This window comes from Paenibacillus phytohabitans, assembly GCF_013141775.1.
Classification (GTDB): domain Bacteria; phylum Bacillota; class Bacilli; order Paenibacillales; family Paenibacillaceae; genus Paenibacillus_AQ; species Paenibacillus_AQ phytohabitans.
Window position 1 is genome coordinate 44,455 of record NZ_WHOB01000079.1, and the last position, 19,363, is coordinate 63,817.

Annotated in this window: 16 protein-coding genes and 1 tRNA gene; 4 read left to right on the forward strand and 13 right to left on the reverse strand. The window is 51.7% G+C overall.

Translation table 11 applies throughout. The features are described from left to right. Positions 1-102: 102 nt before the first annotated feature. From clpX to GC101_RS26875, 4 genes are all read right to left on the reverse strand, one after another. On the reverse strand, positions 103-1,359 hold the full coding sequence (gene clpX, locus GC101_RS26860) for an ATP-dependent protease ATP-binding subunit ClpX (protein WP_042139666.1): 1,257 nt from the start codon (positions 1,357-1,359) through the stop codon (positions 103-105). Positions 1,360-1,371: 12 nt separating this feature from the next. Next, positions 1,372-1,962 carry an ATP-dependent Clp endopeptidase proteolytic subunit ClpP gene (gene clpP / locus GC101_RS26865; RefSeq protein WP_042139667.1) on the reverse strand — a complete coding sequence of 197 codons (591 nt, stop codon included), beginning with the start codon at positions 1,960-1,962 and terminating at the stop codon, positions 1,372-1,374. 287 nt (positions 1,963-2,249) lie between these two features. After that, positions 2,250-3,605 (reverse strand): trigger factor, encoded by a 1,356-nt coding sequence (tig, locus tag GC101_RS26870; RefSeq protein ID WP_171719828.1) that lies wholly within the window; start codon positions 3,603-3,605, stop codon positions 2,250-2,252. A 96-nt stretch (positions 3,606-3,701) separates the two neighbouring features. Beyond that, positions 3,702-4,631: a hypothetical protein gene (locus tag GC101_RS26875; protein ID WP_171719829.1), complete on the reverse strand. Its 930-nt coding sequence runs from the start codon at positions 4,629-4,631 to the stop codon at positions 3,702-3,704. 150 nt (positions 4,632-4,781) lie between these two features. Between GC101_RS26875 and GC101_RS26880 the strand changes: the two genes are divergently transcribed. Continuing rightward, a tRNA-Arg gene (locus GC101_RS26880) sits at positions 4,782-4,855 on the forward strand. An 832-nt stretch (positions 4,856-5,687) separates the two neighbouring features. Here GC101_RS26880 and GC101_RS36315 read toward each other — a convergent pair. The 9 genes from GC101_RS36315 to GC101_RS26925 all read right to left on the reverse strand — a co-directional run bounded on the left by GC101_RS36315 (position 5,688) and on the right by GC101_RS26925 (position 15,819). Next, on the reverse strand, positions 5,688-6,914 hold the full coding sequence (locus GC101_RS36315) for a HEAT repeat domain-containing protein (protein ID WP_246354531.1): 1,227 nt from the start codon (positions 6,912-6,914) through the stop codon (positions 5,688-5,690). An 18-nt stretch (positions 6,915-6,932) separates the two neighbouring features. Next, positions 6,933-7,304 (reverse strand): hypothetical protein, encoded by a 372-nt coding sequence (locus tag GC101_RS26890; RefSeq protein ID WP_171719830.1) that lies wholly within the window; start codon positions 7,302-7,304, stop codon positions 6,933-6,935. Next, positions 7,297-8,103, reverse strand: a complete 807-nt coding sequence (locus GC101_RS26895; protein ID WP_171719831.1) for an RQC-minor-1 family DNA-binding protein — start codon at positions 8,101-8,103, stop codon at positions 7,297-7,299. Before GC101_RS26895 ends, GC101_RS26890 begins: the two co-directional genes overlap by 8 nt. 504 nt (positions 8,104-8,607) lie before the next feature. Then, positions 8,608-10,485, reverse strand: a complete 1,878-nt coding sequence (locus GC101_RS26900) for a FapA family protein (RefSeq protein WP_171719832.1) — start codon at positions 10,483-10,485, stop codon at positions 8,608-8,610. A 208-nt stretch (positions 10,486-10,693) separates the two neighbouring features. Beyond that, the gene (pstA, locus tag GC101_RS26905; RefSeq protein ID WP_042139673.1) at positions 10,694-11,575 is read right to left on the reverse strand and encodes a phosphate ABC transporter permease PstA; all 882 of its coding nucleotides are present in this window, start codon (positions 11,573-11,575) and stop codon (positions 10,694-10,696) included. Further along, positions 11,575-12,519 carry a phosphate ABC transporter permease subunit PstC gene (gene pstC, locus GC101_RS26910; protein ID WP_042139674.1) on the reverse strand — a complete coding sequence of 315 codons (945 nt, stop codon included), beginning with the start codon at positions 12,517-12,519 and terminating at the stop codon, positions 11,575-11,577. Before pstC ends, pstA begins: the two co-directional genes overlap by 1 nt. Positions 12,520-12,610: 91 nt before the next feature. Then, positions 12,611-13,474 (reverse strand): phosphate ABC transporter substrate-binding protein, encoded by an 864-nt coding sequence (locus GC101_RS26915; RefSeq protein ID WP_039296622.1) that lies wholly within the window; start codon positions 13,472-13,474, stop codon positions 12,611-12,613. Between the two features lie 64 nt (positions 13,475-13,538). After that, a complete protein-coding gene (locus GC101_RS26920; protein WP_171719833.1) occupies positions 13,539-14,957 on the reverse strand; it encodes a TolB family protein in 1,419 nt (472 codons plus the stop codon). A 415-nt stretch (positions 14,958-15,372) separates the two neighbouring features. Then, entirely contained in the window at positions 15,373-15,819 is a 447-nt protein-coding gene (locus GC101_RS26925) for a hypothetical protein (RefSeq protein WP_171719834.1), read from the reverse strand. 424 nt (positions 15,820-16,243) lie between these two features. Between GC101_RS26925 and GC101_RS26930 the strand changes: the two genes are divergently transcribed. From GC101_RS26930 to GC101_RS26940, 3 genes are all read left to right on the forward strand, one after another. Continuing rightward, positions 16,244-16,975 carry an ABC transporter ATP-binding protein gene (locus tag GC101_RS26930; protein WP_171719835.1) on the forward strand — a complete coding sequence of 244 codons (732 nt, stop codon included), beginning with the start codon at positions 16,244-16,246 and terminating at the stop codon, positions 16,973-16,975. Further along, positions 16,972-18,009, forward strand: a complete 1,038-nt coding sequence (locus GC101_RS26935; RefSeq protein WP_076248574.1) for an ABC transporter permease — start codon at positions 16,972-16,974, stop codon at positions 18,007-18,009. Before GC101_RS26930 ends, GC101_RS26935 begins: the two co-directional genes overlap by 4 nt. 66 nt (positions 18,010-18,075) lie before the next feature. Next, positions 18,076-18,762 (forward strand): TetR/AcrR family transcriptional regulator, encoded by a 687-nt coding sequence (locus GC101_RS26940; RefSeq protein WP_171719836.1) that lies wholly within the window; start codon positions 18,076-18,078, stop codon positions 18,760-18,762. Positions 18,763-19,363 lie beyond the last annotated feature (601 nt).

A 19,363-nucleotide genomic window follows, 5' to 3' on the forward strand; every position in this document is an offset into this window, starting at 1 on the left:
CTCCACCCTCTCCGCTCCCGCAGGTACTGCGGGGTGTGCGGGAGAAAGTGGAGACCCTGAATTGTATTGTTAAGCTGCACTAAGCAGATGATTACTCATTGCTTACGCACTTTCTTCTTTTTTCTTATCCTTCTTGAGACTAAGCTCCGGCAGGGACTTCTCCTGGACAACCTTCTCGGTAATGACACAATCCTTGATGTCATCACGCGAAGGAACCTCATACATCACGTCGAGCATAATGCTCTCAATGATTGCACGCAGTCCGCGGGCACCGGTGTTGCGTTTGATCGCTTCCTTGGCAATAGCTTCCAGGGCAAGCGGTTCAAACTTCAGCGCTACATTATCCATCTCGAGCAGCTTAATGTACTGCTTCACGAGCGCGTTCTTAGGCTCGGAGAGGATACGTACCAGTGTGTTCTCATCAAGCGGCTCCAAGGTCGAGATGACCGGCAGACGGCCGACAAACTCCGGAATGAGGCCGAACTTGAGCAGATCCTCAGGCAATACCATGGAGAGGTATTCGCCGGCTTTCAGGTCCTTCTGACCTTCAGCCCCTGCGTTGAAGCCGATGACTTTTTTGCCGATACGGCGTTTGATCATTTGCTCCAGGCCGTCAAAAGCACCGCCTACGATGAACAGAATGTTCGTGGTATCGATCTGGATGAATTCCTGATGAGGATGCTTACGTCCGCCTTGCGGTGGAACAGAAGCTACAGTACCTTCCAGGATCTTCAGCAGAGCCTGCTGTACGCCTTCACCGGAAACGTCACGGGTAATGGACGGGTTCTCGGATTTACGGGCTACCTTGTCAATTTCGTCTATATAGATAATGCCGCGTTCGGCCTTCTCCACATCATAATCAGCCGCTTGAATCAGCTTCAGGAGGATGTTCTCAACGTCTTCACCGACATAACCTGCTTCCGTAAGGGAAGTGGCATCTGCAATGGCAAAAGGAACGTTGATGATTTTCGCCATCGTCTGCGCCAAGAGGGTCTTACCGGAGCCTGTAGGTCCGAGCAGCAGGATGTTGCTCTTCGTCAGCTCCACATCTTCAATCTTGCTCTGGCTGTTCACACGCTTGTAGTGATTGTATACGGCAACGGAGAGCGATTTCTTCGCCTGCTCCTGGCCGATTACGTACTGATCCAGAATATCGCGGATTTCCTTCGGTTTCGGAATATCCTTCATATCCAGTTCTTCTTCGTGACCGAGCTCCTCTTCCACGATTTCCGTGCACAGCTCGATGCATTCGTCACATATATAAACGCCAGGTCCTGCTACCAGCTTACGAACCTGCTCTTGCGATTTGCCGCAAAAAGAACATTTCAGTTGCCCTTTTTCATCATTAAATTTAAACATCTTACCACCCCTTTAAGATATGATCGGTGAAGAGAGTACCTGGTCAATGAGCCCGTATTCCTTCGCTTCTTCCGCGCTCATGAAGTTATCGCGGTCCGTATCCCGTTCGATTTTGTCAAGGGGCTGACCTGTGCGCTCTACATAAATCTGATTCAGCTTCGCCTTCGTCTTCAGAATCCAGTCGGTATGGATCCAGATATCGGATGCCTGCCCCTGAACGCCGCCAAGCGGTTGATGAATCATAACCTCGCTGTTGGTCAGCGCAAATCTCTTGCCAGGCGCTCCAGCTGTAAGGAGCAATGATCCCATACTGGCAGCCATCCCTACACAAATCGTTGAAACATCCGGTTTGATATATTGCATCGTATCATATATACCCATGCCGGCTGTGACAGAACCACCGGGCGAGTTGAGGTACAAGTGAATGTCTTTTTCGGGGTCATCTGCTGCCAGGAACAATAACTGGGCAATAACCAGATTGGCGACATCATCGTCAATCGCACTGCTTAGGAAGATGATGCGATCCTTGAGCAATCTGGAATAGATATCGTATGAGCGTTCTCCCCGACTTGTCGTTTCCACAACCATTGGTACCAGACTCATGCCACCAACCTCTTTTCTCTATACAGATTAGTCTTTCCGTTTCAGAAATATTTTAACACGTTCAAAGCGGGATGTCATTTATTCACTGCTGCTCTTAACCGCACTGCTCATGTGCATGCCATTATATCGCAATTCCGCGGGCAATGCCAATTCTTGATTCGTGGTATGTACTCACATAACGTCCGCCCCGATAAAAATAAGGCACGTAACAAAAACTTACGTGCCTTATCTGCTCTTTATGGAGGCCTAATGGAAATGGCCGTGCTAGGTAAAATTTCTAAAGAAGACTACTCAGCGCTTGCTTCTTCTGCAGCCGCTTCTTCAACGGGTGCTTCTGCAGCCGGAGCCGGAGCATCAACTTCTACGCTATTGCTAACGAGGAACTCAATAGTCTTGCGCAGCGAAATTTCGTCACTCAGGCTGCTCAGGGAACCATTGGCCGCCAGAATGCTGCGGATTTCTTCAGGAGTACGTTTGTAAGCTTCTGCCATAGTAGCAAGCTCTTGCGTAACTTCATCTTCGGAAACTTCGATCTTCTCTTCCTTAGCGATGACTTCCAGAACAAGGTTGTTGCGAACGCGCTTCTCGGCATCGCCCTTCATTTGTTCCTGCAGGTCTTCACGTGTCTGGCCGGAGAAGCTGAGGAACATATCCATGTTCATGCCCTGCTGGCGAAGACGGGTGTCGAAATCACGAACCATGTTCTCTACTTCACTGGCGATCATAGCTTCAGGAATTTCAACTTCAGCATTAGCAGCAGCTGCATCAACTACTGCAGTTTCGCGAACGCCTTTGAGTTCTTCCTGTTTGCGGGATTCCAGCTGTGCCTTCAGATCTGCCTTGTATTCTTCCAGAGTGTCGAATTCACTTACATCCTTAGCGAATTCATCATCCAGTGCAGGAAGCTGTTTGCGTTTGATTTCGTGCAGCTTCACTTTGAATACAGCTACTTTGCCGGCAAGCTCAGCAGCATGGTAAGCCTCAGGGAAAGTAACTTCAACATCCTTGAAGTCTCCAGTGGACATGCCAACTACTTGCTCTTCGAAGCCTGGAATGAAGGAGTTGCTTCCCAGTTCAAGGGAATGACGCTCAGCCTGTCCGCCTTCGAAAGGAACGCCGTCAACGGAACCGTCGAAGTCGATCACAGTGATGTCGCCGTTAACTGCTGCTTCATCTTCAACTACAACAAGCTCAGCATGACGCTCTTGCAGACGTGTCAGTTCAGCGTCCAGCTCTTCATCAGTTACTTCAGCCTTCTGTACAGGAACTTCCAGACCTTTGTACTCGCCCAGCTTCACTTCTGGCTTAACAGTGATCTTCGCTTTGAAGATGAACGGCTGGCCTTTGGCGAATTGCTCGATGTCTACTTCAGGACGGTCTACAGGGAAGATGTCAGTTTGTTCAACTGCTTCGCCATAAGCTTCAGGAAGAAGAATGTCGATGGCATCCTGGTACAGGCTTTCCACGCCAAAACGGGATTCGAAAATCGGCCGCGGCACTTTACCTTTACGGAATCCAGGTACGTTTGCTTTCTTAACCACTTTATTAAAAGCTTTGTCGAGTGCTGCAGCTACACGGTCTGCTTCTACTTCGACTTCAAGAACTCCAAGGTTCTTCTCTATTTTTTCCCAGGTTGCTTTCATAATATACTTTTCCCTCCAAAATTGGTTACATGTTTACTTAAAAAAAGTCATACAATTCACGCACAGAATAACCATTATATTATATACAACATTACTTTATTTATCAAGTAGAGAACTCTTTACAAATCCTTTGAGCGAACGGTAGGCCCCTTCGAATTGAAAGCGCATGCTGTCCGTGATCCCGTACATGCTCCGTGTTTCCTCTTCATTGCGGTTTCCGTTCAGGCTCTCCGACACCATCTGGTGCAAGGCTCCAGCCCATATATCCAGCAGCGAATACTCTCCGTCCAGCAGCTTGCGGTATTCCTTCGTTCCATAAATCGACATGATGAACTGCCCCCAGAGCTCCTGGGCAAAATAGTACAGCGTCGGCTCATGCACCTCGGCCTGCTCCGCCACCCGCTCCAGCACCTGGCTTACCTGCGGCGGGAACTCGTCATTCTGCAGCGGCACAGCCTCGATCTCCACCTCAGCGGCTTCGTGGCCGCGGCTCAGCCTGACCGCGCCCTGGGCCCCGCGGCGGCGGAGCGTCTGCAGCGTGCGGAACTGCAGCAGCGGATGCACCTCAGCCTGCTGCAGCCAGCCGGTCAGCGCTTCATCCACATGGCCTCCCTCCAGGTAGGAGAGCTGCTCCAGCGCCAGCACGGTCGCTTCGGACAGCGGCTCATTCATGACCCGCTTCAGCAGCTTATCGGGATAATCCGCATCCTCCTCCAGCTTGGATATGGCCAGAATCCTGGCCATATCCTCTTCCTTCAGATCCTGCTCTTCTGCAGAGGGGGCACCATCCGCATCCCCGCCCTGTGCGGCGTAGGGAAACGCCGCCTCCAGCCAATCCAGCAGCGACTGCCACTCCTCGTAGTGCCGCTCTTCCTGTCCTTGGCACTGCAGCAGAAAACGCAGCAGTTCCATCGCTTCCCCGTAACGTTCACTTTCCAGCATTACCGTAAGCTGGATCTGGTAATAATCCAGCGTCTTCGGGAACAGCACGATATTCTCTTTGGCAGGGGAATTGAATTGATTCATGAGGGCACCTCCTTTTCTCCGTTCCTCTTCATCCGCACCCTAATCAATTGTAGATTATAGCATATCCCCGTACGGTTTCAAAAAAACAAGTTGAAAAAATAATCTATGTATGATAACATAATTTTTGCTTGCTTTTCAGTCAGGCACCATGTCCCGGTAGCTCAGTTGGATAGAGCATGCGCCTTCTAAGCGCACGGTCGGGGGTTCGAATCCCTTCCGGGACGTCATAGAACAGCCTCCCTTCGGGGAGGCTGTTTGTGCGTCCGGGGGGATGAGAACCCTTGGCGCCAGCCGGGGACGTTGGAGCATATTCTTCGTTAGCACCTGCTTCGCAATCAGCCGTACTTTGGCTGTATCCCTTCCGGGACGTCATAGAACAGCCTCCCCTCGGGGAGGCTGTTTGTGCGTCCGGGGGATGAGAACCCTGGGCGTCAGCCGGGGACGTTGGAGCATATTCTTCGGGAGCACCTGCTTCGCAATCAGCCGAATTGTGGCTGTATCCCTTCCGGGACGTCATAGAACAGCCTCCCTTCGGGGAGGCTGTTTGTGCGTCCGGAGGATGAGAACCCTTGGCGCCAGCCGGGGACGTTGGAGCATATTCTTCGGGAGCACCTGCTTCGCAATCAGCCGAATTGTGGCTGTATCCCTTCCGGGACGTCCGTGCCAGCACATAGCGGCATCTATGCGGACTGGAAAGTCCTTATTTGGGCGGATCACGCCATTCCGCAGGCCATGCGGACTCAGATTCCGTTAAGTAACCCGTTTCACCTCATTTTGAGCTCCAAATTACAATATAAGCGCTCCTGAGTCCGCAACGTGCAGAAAAGCAGGCTTTTTCGCCAAATAAGGTCATCTGAGTCCGCATAATTCGGCAAGCGGCTCCACCAGCTCACGCACCATCCTCATCTCCACCCCAGCAGTGTGCTTTCATGCCGCTTTTCTGCCAATACAGCCCCTAAGCTCACCAAAAAACGGACACCAGATGGTGTCCGTCACTGTTGCTACACTAATTGCTAAATCCATAATTCCCCGTTCTCAGGTACAATTACGCCCTACCTACGCACCGCAGCATTTCTTATGCTTCTTCCCGCTTCCGCAAGGACAAGGATCGTTGCGGCCTACTTTTTCCGGGCTTATATAAGTTTTTTCAGTTCCGTTTAGTCTGTTATAAGTTCCTATGGGGGTTTTAGTTCTAAACATCCGGTCCACTTCTGCCTTACGCTTGGCCAGCCGCGCCGCCTCCTGATCAAGCTCCTTCTTCCAATTGTGCAATGAAGGATGTGGTGTGTCCGAGATTACGCAGTAAGCATATATCGACTCCGTGAGATTCAACAATCCTCGGTCGTAGTCTCCTTCCAGCATAGCCTGGACTATAGGAAGCCCCTTATTTGAACCAAGTTCACAAAGACAGTCAGCCAATATAGTCGCGTTGGTGAGATCACGCTCTTCCGGCAACAATCTGAGCAATGCCTCTTCTGAGGCGGGTAGCTTGATTTTACCGAATACACCAGAGGCATACAGCCGGAAGCTTCCCCGTTCAGCAATAGAATATTGCTCAGTGAGCGTCGTAACCACCCCTGCTGTCCCGATACGAACGAGCGCCTCTTTGGCATTCTCCAGAAGCAAGTCATCCTCAGAACCGAAAAATCCGCATAGCACAGGAATAGCCGCCTCCAGCTTCAGTAGACCTGCCAGCTGGATAAGATAAGGCACTTCATAGCTTGGGTCTTGAGGATCATTGTCACGCAGCTTCTGCAGCACAGCTTCGGTATCCATACATCTCCGGCGGGACAGCTCATTTACGATTTCGTCCCCGTAAGCCGTATCAAACTCATCCCAGCTTTTCCCTGTGCTTTGTTCAATAAACACTTTGAAGACATCCAACAGTTCCTGGTCATCCATGTTCGCAAGATTCCTCTTCTGATCCAGAAGCTTTTGCCAGCTCGGATCTTGCCCGACTAACTCCATAAAGGGGATGGACTGCTCAGGACTGCAATGACGCAAGATGATCTGCAAATGAAATTTCGTATTATTATCGATAGAAGGCGACTGGTGCAAAGCCAGCAGCTCGCGGATCGCTTCTTCAGTTAGCGGGAATTTATAAGTATGGTGCAGGTGAACCGTCCCGGCTTCCTTGGATTGCTTCAGTTTTTCTAACACAAGCGGCATTAGAGTAGTATCGTTCTCATATAAAAAGCTGTCGGCAAAGTATTGCAGGGCTGTATTACTTACAAATGACTCCGGATGGAGGATAAAACCTTTTACTTGTTCAGTAGTAAACATCAGCATGTCCCTTTCTCATTAAGATTCTTTCGGCTTCTTCAGCACATAGTGGGTAGCGTAGCTTGTTTCAATATTGTGATCCCCGGACTTCGAAAAGCGAAGCGGCCGCTTGGGGCCTTTGCCCCATCTCATATAAGCAGTGTAGGATGGATTCAGATCAAGCTCCCGCGCTTTCCCGCGAAGTAATGACATGATATAGCTGAATTGAGCCAGGTTACCGTGAAGCACCCGTTCCAAATAAGGAACTCTACCGAAGCGCCATTCTTCTACCAGCTTAGGGGTAATGGTCCCGAGCCTTAAGAATACATCCAGCGGACTGACAACGCCCTTCTCCGAAATGAGATCATCGACTATTCCGTGTACTTTCTTGCGCAGCTCCAGCCTATTCATACCGATTGTCCTCCTGCTGCCTGCAATAAGAACATTTCTCAGGAAAATGAAGCCCATCCGCCTTGTAACAGCTCAACAAGAGCTCATCAAAAGCAAACGGGTCCCCGCATTCCTTACATACCAGTATGACCGGCTTGCGCGAACGTACGAGCAGTGTTTGTGCGCGTTCCCGCAGCAGCGAATGCCACTGCATCTCCTCCAGCTGGTCACGCCCATTCAGGGCTTCGATCACCTGCCGGATTTCGGCTTGCACCTTGCTGAAGTCAATGGGTTCCCACTGCTGCAAATACGGTATGTATTTCCTATCACCAGAACATAGGATTTTAAACAAGAACATAAAGATCATGCCGCGGTTTCGTTCCTTCAAATACTCCATGCTGACCGGCGTAACCCCGTTAGCCAGCCACTGATCCCATTCCCGCAAAAATTCTTCCGCCCGACGTTCCCGTTCAACCGCCCAGCCGCGCGGAGTGAACACGATCATCGGGAGCTTGCCGGAGTACTCGGTTCGCAGATAATCGGCATCAATTAATTCATCCACTTTCTCCACAATCTGCTCAAGCGTGATATCACGGTAAAATCCATAGGAGGGATTGCGGTCCAGACCGAGCTCAAGCAGCTTTTTCTCCTTCGAGCCCTTCAGGATTTTGGACAGCAGTGTACGTCCACCTTCGGCAATAATATCATCGGCTGCCCGCAGAATTGCATGCATCTCCGGAAGCGGCAGCGTTACATTCATATGACTTTTGGGCGAATCCTTCCGTTTCGGCTCTTTACGGCTTGTCTTCCGATTACCCAAATGATCCTGCCTCCTTATCAATTTACTCATGCCTTATCATCAAGTTGCAGCAATTTTTCCACATAAGATTATAGCATATCTAGACAAGTGAATCGTTACGATCCGGCAGCCTCCATGCGGACTGGAAAGCGCTTATTTGGGCGGATCACGCCATTCCGCAGGCCAAGCGGACTCAGATTCCGTTAAGTAACCCGTTTCACCTCATTTCGAGCTCCAAATTACAATATAAGCGCTCCTGAGTCCGCAACGTGCAGAAAAGCAGCCTTTTTCGCCAAATAGCGTCATCTGAGTCCGAATATACCCTTGAATACTATATCTCCTCGCATACAGTCAACAGCGCCCCTCTTCGTCTTCACCTTATTCCTCACCGCTACCGCTTCTTCTATCTTGCCTGTTTCTCCCCGCACTCAGACGCTCTCCTTCACTTCGCCCCAACTTCACACTACAACATAAACAAAGAGCGCCCACGCAGCCACAAGGCATACAGGACGCTCTTATATTACACTACCCTCTCCCGGACTCTGCAGCCAGCTTCATGCTCCGCAGACTCTCGGCGTCGAAGACCAGGTTCTCCACCGGCTCGGTGATGTCTGCGGTATAGCGGTCAATGGTGACTTTGCCCAGGTACATTTTGCGGACGGAGATGCTTTGTTTGGCCTTGAGGTAGGATTGTGCGCCGCTCTCCCCGCCGACATAAAAGGCAGAAATGCTGCCCCCGGCCTCCAGCTTGGAGCCGCGGCAGACGGAGAATGTTTTGAGAAACGTAATATTGCCCGAAGAGAACAGCTCACTCTGCACGATCCCGTCCCGGTGGATGATGATGTCGCCGTTGGATTTCAGCGTGCTGTTCTGGCATTTGCCGATGTTAACCTCGACCTTAGTCTCCTGCATCCGGGCCACACCCATATGCAGCTCCTCCAGCATGCCGATCACTCCGCTGAGCGAAGCTTCGCTCATATAATCCACCAGCTGCGCCGGCTTCAGGAACAGATTCAGGAAATGCAGCGTCTGCTCCAGATCCTGATGATAGGAGGCCTGAACCGTTGCCAGCACCGAGAGCAGCTCCTTGATCAGCTGCGGGATCTTCTGGAACTTGCTCTCCAGCAGCAGCAGCACAGCCTGTCCGTACTTCACGCTCTGCTTCCGGCCTTGGACGGCCTGGACCAGCATCCGGACCGCGGTCTGGAGGATCTTGGTCTCTTCAATCAGCAGCTTGGAGCAGTTGTAGATCCGGTTGTACATCACGCCGAAATACCCGGAGTACAGATTGCTGTTCACTACATTGCCTTTGACGAGAATGCTTCCGGTAGCTGTGATGGTGGAGTTATAGATGCTGCCGGCAACATAGACGTTACCCAGCGACTCAATGATCATATTGTCCTCGACATCGCCCCGTATAATGACATCGCCGGAGAATACAATATTGCCGGATTTAATGTTCACATTGCCGGGTACGATGTAGGATGTGCAGATGTCGAAATATTTGATCCGGTCACCGGTCACCCGGGGCCGGCCTTCACGCAGGGCGCGGATTTCATTGCCGATCAGCAGGACTGTATTATTTTTGGCGAGAATCGAAAGGTCTGCAGGCGGCGGGGGATATAGAATCTCTCCATATACGTCATAGCCGGGAATCCCCTCGATAACCGGAATTTTGCGCGCCAGCACTTCACCGCGGATCGCGGAAGGAATACGCAGATGGCTGCGGTAATCCACCTGGCCTTCAATCTCGCTGAATTCATTCTCAATCGTCTCGGAGAAAAACAGTTCAAGATACGCGTTCTCCCCCGGCACAGCCGCTCTGCCCTGGGCAGCGGTAATTGGCTGATAAGTGGGATTCTGGAGTTCAGCATGAATTCCGGAGATATTCAGGTTCTGAATGATCCCCCGGCGCTCAAAATCGGCAATAATCTGGTTCAGGCCCAGAATTCCGACAACATTCTCCGTATTCATCACGGCGTCTACTTCCACCATACCGGCGGATAAATGGTCATTCAGCTTCCATGAGTATTTCTTCGTGGAATGGAGGGTGAAAAAAGCCAGCAGACGATCCTCCGACACGGTAATCGAATACAGCGGCGGCTCCGAGATTTCCCACTCTATAGTATCCTCCGTAGTCACCTCGGCCGGGCCGGAAACCGGCTCGCCGTTGACATATAGATTAACCGGAAGAACCCCCATAATCACTGCGGGCGAACCGCCGGGCAGCGGGTCCTGTACGAAGATTTTGTCAGCCCGGACCAGCACCCGCCCCCCGTGGTCATGATCCGGGTCATCGGATACCATAAATGAAATATCAAACTCGATATCACCGTCACCTTGCGACAGCTCCAGCATATTAATCAGCTTATTCAGTTCCTGCTCGGACATACGGTCAGGCATTCGGCATACCCCCTGTTCCTTATAACCGCTTTCATTCTAGTATTATTATAATTTTAAGTAATGGAAATAGATAGGCTCCCCTGTGAAAAAAGCCCTCCGGCGGCTGCGGTCCTCTCCGCGTCTCCTGTCACGTCAAACAGGCTGCCCGCCGTGGATTATCCACAGCAGAGCAGCCTATTATTTCGCATAAACAGCTTCAGCTTAAGTCTCAGCGCCCCCGGCGGCGGTTCCCCAGCCACAGCGGAAAGCGGAAAATAAAGTTAATCAGCAGGACTACAAACACCAGCACCGCAGCGGACTTGTCCGCGATCTGCCGCGCATCCTCGACAATCGCCTCGGACTGCACGTACCACAGATGGACCGCCAGGGTTTCACCCGGCGAGAACAGATTGAAATCCCACATCTCGCCGGAGGTGCTGAGTCCGGCGGTCAGGATAATAACCGCCGATTCCCCGAAGGCGCGTCCGGCCACGAGGCAGACGCCGGTGATGATTGCCGGAAGGGCTACCGGCAGCACGACCTTGCGGATGACATGGAACTTCGTCATGCCGAGTGCATAGCCGGCTTCACGGATCTCGCCGGGGACCGCACGCACGGCTTCTTCCGTGACGCGGGCCAGCATCGGCAGATTCAGCAGTGCCAGGCTGACGCCTCCGCCGAGGATGGTCAGGCCGACACCGAAGTACTCGGCGAAGATCGCCAGGCCCAGGAGGCCGAACACGATGGACGGAACGGAGGCCAGGGATTCCACACAGATGCGCAATGCGCCTGTGAAGGCATTATCCGGCGCATACTCCGCCATATAGATACCTGCCCCGATCCCGATGGGAACCGAGATCAGCAGCGAGATGAACAGAATATAGAAGGAGTTGAAAAGCACCGGGCCGATCCCCCCGCCGGCATCCATCTCTTCCGGCTGCTTGATCAGGAAGTCGGGCCGGAGCGCCGGCAGGCCTTTGCTTAAGATGGTGAACAGCAGCCAGAAAATCAGCAGCATCACCAGAGCGCCCAGTGTGTAGAACCCGATGGTTGCTATTTTGTTACGCCGCTGCGCCCTTGCCGTATATCGTGTACGAGTAAATCCATTCATCAGGCATCCCTCCGTTTACGGCCCAGCACGCGGATAATTAGAATCAGCACAAAGGAAATAAGCAGCAGCAGGAAGGCCATCATATGCAGGGAGTAGTTCCAGGTGGACTCAAACTCAACATTAGAGATCTGCATTACAATGTTGCTGGTCAGCACGGAGGTTGGCGTGAACAGGGTCTTCGCCAGCTGCGGCGTATTGCCGATCACCATAACCACCGCCATGGTCTCGCCGATCGCACGGGTCATGCCGAGAATAACGGCCGAGACAATCCCCCGGCTTGCTGCCGGCAGTACAACGCGCATAATGACCTGAAGACGGGTCGAGCCCAGCGCATACGCGGCGTCACGGTATTTGCGCGGAACGGACACAATGGCATCATCGCTGATCCGGCAAATGGTCGGCAGCACCATCAGCGCCAGCACGAGGGCTGCGGCGAGCAGTCCGTCCCCCAGGCCTTCTCCGCTCACTCTCCTCAGGAAGGGAAGCAGTACGGTCAAGCCCAGATAACCATATACAATAGAAGGAATACCGACCAGCAGATCCAGCACCGGACGGATGAAGCTTGTCAGCCATTTAGGCGCAATCTCCGCACAGAGCACGGCCATAGCGACTGAGATTGGTACGGCGATGACCAGGGTCAATGCGGTAAGCGATAATGTATTTACAATAAATGCAGCGGCGCCGAAGGCATCCTCTTCCGGTGTCCAGTTGAACGAGAAGAAGAAATCGAGCGGCGAGACGCTCCCGAACAGCAGCAGCGCCGTTTTGCCGATGAATACAATAACTAGTCCAAGCACCACACAAAGCGCAAGGATACTGAACAGGAAATAATAACGGGATATCGTGTTGCCAAGCAGATGTCTCTTATGTCTTCTGGTATTTACTTTAACTTCCTCAAGGCTCTTCTGTGTCTGTGCTGTCAGGCTATGAACCGGTGCCCCCATACTTTCCCTCCTGTAAGAGGCCAACCCCGCATGAAGCTCCGGAGCTGGCCGCTGTTACCTATCAGTCTGTTACCTTGTACTATGGTTAATCCTAGGATTGCATTGCCGCAATCGGAATGAATTTAAGCTTTTTGAGCGAACCCTGCTGGAACTTCTTGCTCTGCACGTATTCGATGAATTCTTTGGTAGCGCCGGTAGGCTGGCCTTTGGTCATGTAGTAGCCGTAAGCCCAAATCTTGTACGAACCGTTGATAACATTGTCCGTAGTCGCTTCCACACCGTTGAACTTCACGGCTTTGATGTCACTGCCGGTCACGTAGACAAGGTCGATGTATCCGATAGCGTTAGGAGTAGTGCCCACAGCTGTTTTCATGTCGCCGCTGGAGCCGGTTTCCTTGTAGTTCTTCTCTTTCTTCACAATATCTCCGCCGGCCAGTGCCTTCGCCTGATAGTTGACCCGGGTACCGGAACCGAAGGCACGGGTGATAACCACGATGTTGGCATCTGCTCCGCCGACTTCCTTCCAGTTCGTGATTTTGCCGGAGTAGATTCCTTTAAGCTGTTCTGTAGTCAAGTTGTCTACACCGACGTTTTTGTTCACGATGGTTGCAAAAGGAATGACCGCTACCTTGTTCGCTACCTGTCCTTCAAAAGCTTTGAAGCCCGGAACATCGATGCTGGCATCCCAGTCGCAGGCGCCGATATCCGCAATGCCTTTCTTCACGGCTTGAGGTCCGGTTACGGAGCCTTTGCCTGAAGCGGCGATTTTTACTTTAGGGTGAAGCTTCTGGAATTCTTTGGCGGCCTGCAGCGTCAATGGAAGCAGTGCGGTCGAACCGTTAACGGTGATTTTACCCTTGAGACTGTCCGCAGCAGCGGCAACCCCTGCAAAAGCTGCGGTAACCGCGATAACCGCGGTGAGCGCTGTAACTGTTAATTTCCGGAAAACCTTCATGTATAATTTCTCCTCCCGGCGGCCAGCGCCGATATATGTTGTTGTGAATCAGTGAAACTCAGTATTAGTTGGACAGCTGTACTGCTTTGCCGTTCTGAATTACAAGGATTTTGCCGTCGCTGACAATGGCCACCTTGCTGCCGTCATTCGAGACAGACACCTCGGACACATCCTCTGCCGTGCGGAATAATTCAACCGGAGCCGCGCCGCCTGCAATAGAGTAGATTACAGTGCTGCCATCTGCGCTCAAGCCTGCAACCACCAGACCTGCACTTGTTCCGGCAGACCAGTTGGCTTCAGCACTCAAGGTGATATCTGTGCTGGTGCCATCTGCTGTAATCGACTTCAGGGTGTTGGCGGCAGTGCCCTCCGGATCCGCACTCAGGTACACTACGCTGCCGTTAGCAAGAATCTCCGGGTACAGCTTGTTGTCGAGCGCAGTAGTCAGGGCTGCCGGCTTCGCGCCTTTGGTGGCCAGATCCAGCTTGTACAGCTGTTCTCCGGCTTTGCTGAAGTCTACAGTCAGTGAATCTTCTGTACTGTCGGCATCATTCTTGGCCGTGCCTGTTACATTGACAATGTACACGGCAGTTTTGCCGTCCGCCGATACGCGAAGCTCCGATTTATTCTCCACTTTATCCTCAAGCAGCGCTTTGACCTCTCCGGTCTCTACAGAAATCTGCGCCAGCTTCTCCTGCTTGTCGCCTTGAATGAAATAGATCGTCTTGCCGTCGCTGGACCATACGAGGTCCGTCTTCACGCTGGTGTCTTTGCCAAGGGTAGTGATCACTCCGCTGGACAGGTTGATCAGCTGCAGAAGGCCTGTCTCATCGCTGAACACACCCCACTGCTGATCCGCAGAAACTGCATAATCCACAGCACTGCTGTTGGAAGAGAACCATTCATAATTGCCCGGTACCTGGCTGAATTTATAGAGCAGTGTGGACTCAGCGTCGCTCTGGCTGGCGATCAGGCCGCCGTCCGCACTCCAGTGAAGGGTATCGAATTGGCCGGACGGACGGGCGAAGCTCAGGATACTGCTGGTTTCAGCCTGCAGTTCACCGCCAAGTGCGGTAACCAGCTTCGTGAGTTCAACATAAGTTTTGCTGTTATGAACGACAGGTGCTACTGTAAATTCCTGTGCTTCACCATCAACCTGATAGCTTTTTACACCCGCCTGAATCTGTACATTATGTAGGCCCTTGCTGTCATTTAATAGAAATCCGCTGCTGCCGAGCACAAGTCCTGCTCCAAGCTCCCCTGCCACCTGGCTTAACGAATAGAGTTTATATCCACCGCTGTTGATTGTGCTGAGTGCAACCGGCGTACCATTGATACTCCATGTAGTACTTCCCTCCCCGACTACGGCTGTCTTGACGGCGGCGGCGCTCACACTGCTGCTTGTAGCCAAAACACTTACTGATCCCCCTGTTACGAGAAGTGCTGTAGCCAAAGCGGCGCCGATCCATTTACTGTTTGTCAATTAGATTCACCCTTTTCCTATAGGTAACTGCTAATGTTATTTTCATCTACGAATGTCAATTCTGTTGCAGAGGAATGTTATGGAAATATTAATTGTAAAAGTAATCACATTTTTGCTCTCCTAAATGGATTGAACTTTAAACTTTTCGAGAAAAAACCACTCGCCACTGCGGTGAATATTTGGACTTCCGGCCGCTGTTAGGTTTGGATTTCCTGATTTGAACCGCTGGCCGTGGTAGAAATCCAAACCTAAAGGCGGACGCTGCCGCTCCTACAGTTCCAAAATCCCCCTCCGCTGTTCCTTCTCCTTCTCAAAATGTCCATTCAATCTATTTAAGAAAGAAAAGTAGTTTATGGAGGAAGTAAAAAAGGCTGGTCCGGGAATGATTCCCAGACCAGCCTTGTATGAAACTATGTTAATTCAGTATCCACGTCACAATAATCTCATTACCGCCAGGCTTCGAGTCCGAGCTGCTCCCGATAATAGAATACGAATAAGAACCGCTCACCTTGCCATTAATTAGAATGTTGTTGCTGTCGACAATCTCTGTGCCGCGTTCCAGGTCCTTGTCCCTTACATATTTCTGATATGTACTTCCGAGAGCGGCCATACTTTCCTCTGTCTCATAGATCAGCATAGAGGATTTCTTCCCCTCTGCCACTTCACCTTGGGTAAAAGTAATGCCCGCGCCTTCCGGTATCGGCAGATCGTCAGGCAAATACTGCTGCGCGTCCGCATTCTCTTCCGCCAGGGTATGAAAACCTCCGCTGTCCGCTTCTGCTCCGTCTGTACTGCTGCAGCCGCTAAGTCCGGCCGCTGCCAGAAGCACTCCCAGAGTAAGGAGCAGCTTATGTCCTGCCATGATTCGCACCACCTTCTAATGTAATGGGTTCCGGTTGCCGGCAATCTCCAGTATTCTCCTTATTACCCGGATAACCGGTATAAGGAAACGGGTAATCCATAAAATTTAATATGTTTGTTGCGGCGGCAAGCGGAAACGGCTCCACGTCCTTGAGACATCGTGCATGTGCTCTGCGGGAGCCTGACGAAGCTTCTCATAATCTGTCCGCCAGTCTGGCGGACTTACAATCAGCTATTTCGGGTAAAACATGCAGATTCCCAGGTTAATCGGACTCAGATTCATTTATTTGTCCGCAATAGCGGAGAGCAATAGAGCGTCAGATAAATTTCTTGTGCACTTGGAAAAGAGATTTACATTTACCAAGAGAATCATTATTATAATGAGTGAGTACTCACTCATTATGCTGAGAATTGAGGAGATCACAATGAAACAAGCCAACCCAGTGATTACAGTAACTCATGTTGACCGTGCTTTCGGCAGCAAGAAGGTATTGAAGGATATCACGCTACAGGTGGAGCATGCGGAAACCTTCGGGATTCTGGGCCCGTCCGGCTCCGGCAAAACCACGCTGGTCAAGCTGCTCACGGGCATAGACGAAGTTACCTCCGGCGAGATTAATGTGCTCGGGGTACGGATGCCGAAGCTTGCCATGCTGCAGCAGATCGGCTATATGGCCCAATCCGATGCGCTATACACAGAACTGAGCGCCAAGGAGAATCTGGAGTTCTTCGCTTCCCTCTACGGGCTGAAGGGCGGCAACCGCACACGGCGGATCAGAGATGTAATGGAGCTGGTGAACCTGCAGGAGCATTTGCGCAAAAGAGTAGACCAATACTCCGGAGGCATGAAACGCCGCCTGTCACTGGCCATCGCGCTGCTGCATGAGCCGCCGCTGCTGCTGCTGGATGAACCCACGGTCGGGATTGATCCGGTGCTGCGCCAGTCGATCTGGAAGGAACTGAAGGCGTTGAACCATAAAGGCACCACGATTGTACTCACCACACATGTTATGGATGAAGCGGAGAAATGCGGCCGGCTGGCTATGATCCGGGATGGTGTTCTGCTCGCAGTAGATACTCCTGCCGGACTGCTGCAGGCAACCGGCTCCTCTACCATTGAAGAAGCCTTCCTGTACTATGGAGGTGTTCGTCCATGAGAATCCGTGCGATTACCCTGAGAATTCTGCAGCAATTCATCCATGATAAAAGAACCATGGCGCTGATGTTCATCGCGCCCCTGCTGGTGCTCAGCCTGATGAGCCTGGTCTTTAACGGAGATGCTTATGAGCCGAAGATCGGCGTAGCCCCCGGTGCTGCAGTGTTCAGCACCGCGCTGGAAGCCCAGAAGGCTGAAATTACCGGCTATGATAATGATGAATCCGGCAACGCCGCCCTTCAGGCCGGAGATATTGATGCTTATATTACAATGAAGGGAACCACTCCTGAGATCATGCTGGAAGGCAGCAACCCGGCCGCTAACCGCGCCGTGATGATGGCCCTGCAGGAAGCTATGCAAAGCCTGCAGCCGTCAGCGGCAGGCAGCGTACAGAATCAGCCGCAGATCAGCTATCTCTACGGCGCCGAGGATATGAAGACGATCGACCGTTTCGGCCCGATTATGATCGGGGTATTTGTATTCTTTTTCGTCTTCCTGATCGCGGGTGTCTCCTTCCTGCGCGAGCGGACCACGGGAACACTGGAACGCCTGCTCTCCACTCCGCTGAAGCGCTGGGAGATCGTGCTCGGATATGTCTGCGGCTTCGGTATCTTCACCGTCTTTCAGGCGCTGCTGATCTCCTGGTTCTCAATTCAGGTGCTTGGCATTATGATGGCGGGCAGCTTCGGCTACGTTCTGCTGATGACCTTGCTGCTCTCGATGTCGGCACTGACGCTGGGCACCCTGCTCTCGGCATTTGCCGCCAATGAGCTCCAGATGATCCAGTTCATTCCCCTGGTCATTGTGCCGCAGATTTTCCTCAGCGGATTATTTCCGCTGGACACCCTTCCGCTCTGGCTGCAGCGCGTAGGACTGGCAACCCCCATCTACTACGGCGCCCAGGCGCTGATGGATATCATGATCCGCGGCAAAGGCTGGAATGATATCGCCCTTGATGTATTCATGCTGATCGGCTTCTCCCTGCTGTTCATGCTGCTGAATGTGCTGGCCTTGCGCAAGCACCGCAAAATGTAACTTCGAATTCGCGGTATAGGCTGTGGTACACTTGGAGGTAAGAGCAAGAGAGTTGGAGGGTCCATCATGGAGAAAGACAATGCTGCTGAGCAGCAGGGGCAGGAGCAGTGGATTCAAGAGCTGCTGGCCCTCAGTGAAAAGGAACAAATGACCCCCAAGCAGATATCCATTCTGCAGGCGGCCATTGATACATTCTCGGAGAAGGGGTTCTCGGCAGCCGCCACCAGTGAGATCGCCCAGAAGGCAGGCGTGGCTGAAGGAACGATTTTCCGCTACTACAAAACCAAAAAAGAGTTGCTTCTGGCCATCGTAGTCCCCACCATGAGCCGGATGATCGCTCCGTTTGTGATGCGTAATTTCAGCGGTGTGCTGGATGTACCCTTTGAGAGCTATGAAGCCTTCCTTAAGGCATTTATGGTGAACCGGCTCGATTTCGCCCGTAAGAATCTCAAAATTATCAGAATCCTTATCCAGGAGATCCCCTTCCAGCCCGCGCTCAGAGAACAGCTGGTCGAGAATATTCTCAGCCAGGTGCTGGAGCGTGTCACTGTAATTACGGAGCATTTCAAGGAGCAGGGCCAGATTATGGATGCTCCTACTCCTGCGATCATCCGCTTCACCATCTCTTCGGTCATCGGCTATCTGCTGGCCCGCCTGCTGCTGATGCCGGACCATGACTGGAATGACGAGGAAGAAATTGAGCAGACCGTCAGCTTCATCATGCACGGAATTGGCGGGGTAAGGACACTGTAGGCGGCTGGATGGGACATTACTGGAGCAGCTACGCCATTTCGGGACAGTCTGAGCCGGTCTGGGAGCACATCGTGCTGGCCAGGCTGACTTTTACTTGGTTGGCTGCTGCTAGTTCTACTGGTTCAACAATGCAACAATTGATGTAATCAGTTCCTCCAAGTGGAAATTCAGTGATAGTTGTATACTATGCAATTAAAAACAGCAAAAAACGTTGCTTGTCTCTTATAACTGTAGTCTGTACAACTAAATCTGCCGAATTGGTGATAACCAGTCTAGATAAGGCAGTTTAAGTGTACGAAATACAACTAAACGGAGAATCGCCTGTAAATCAGATGATTTAGTTGTACAATGTACAATTAAGCATACGCATAAGCCATAATCAGGTCACTTCAAACCCTCAGCAAGCGATTTACCCATGTGATTTTCACTACTTTAAATCTGACGCTATACTAGTTCTGCTGCTTCTACTCCCCCACTTATACCTTGCGAACTTCTGCTTCTATGCTATTCTTGCTCATGCACCTGCCCGGTTCTATTTGCCACCTTACTACTCCTTGTACACAATTTACACATAAATAACTGCAATGGGGTCCGCAGGCGC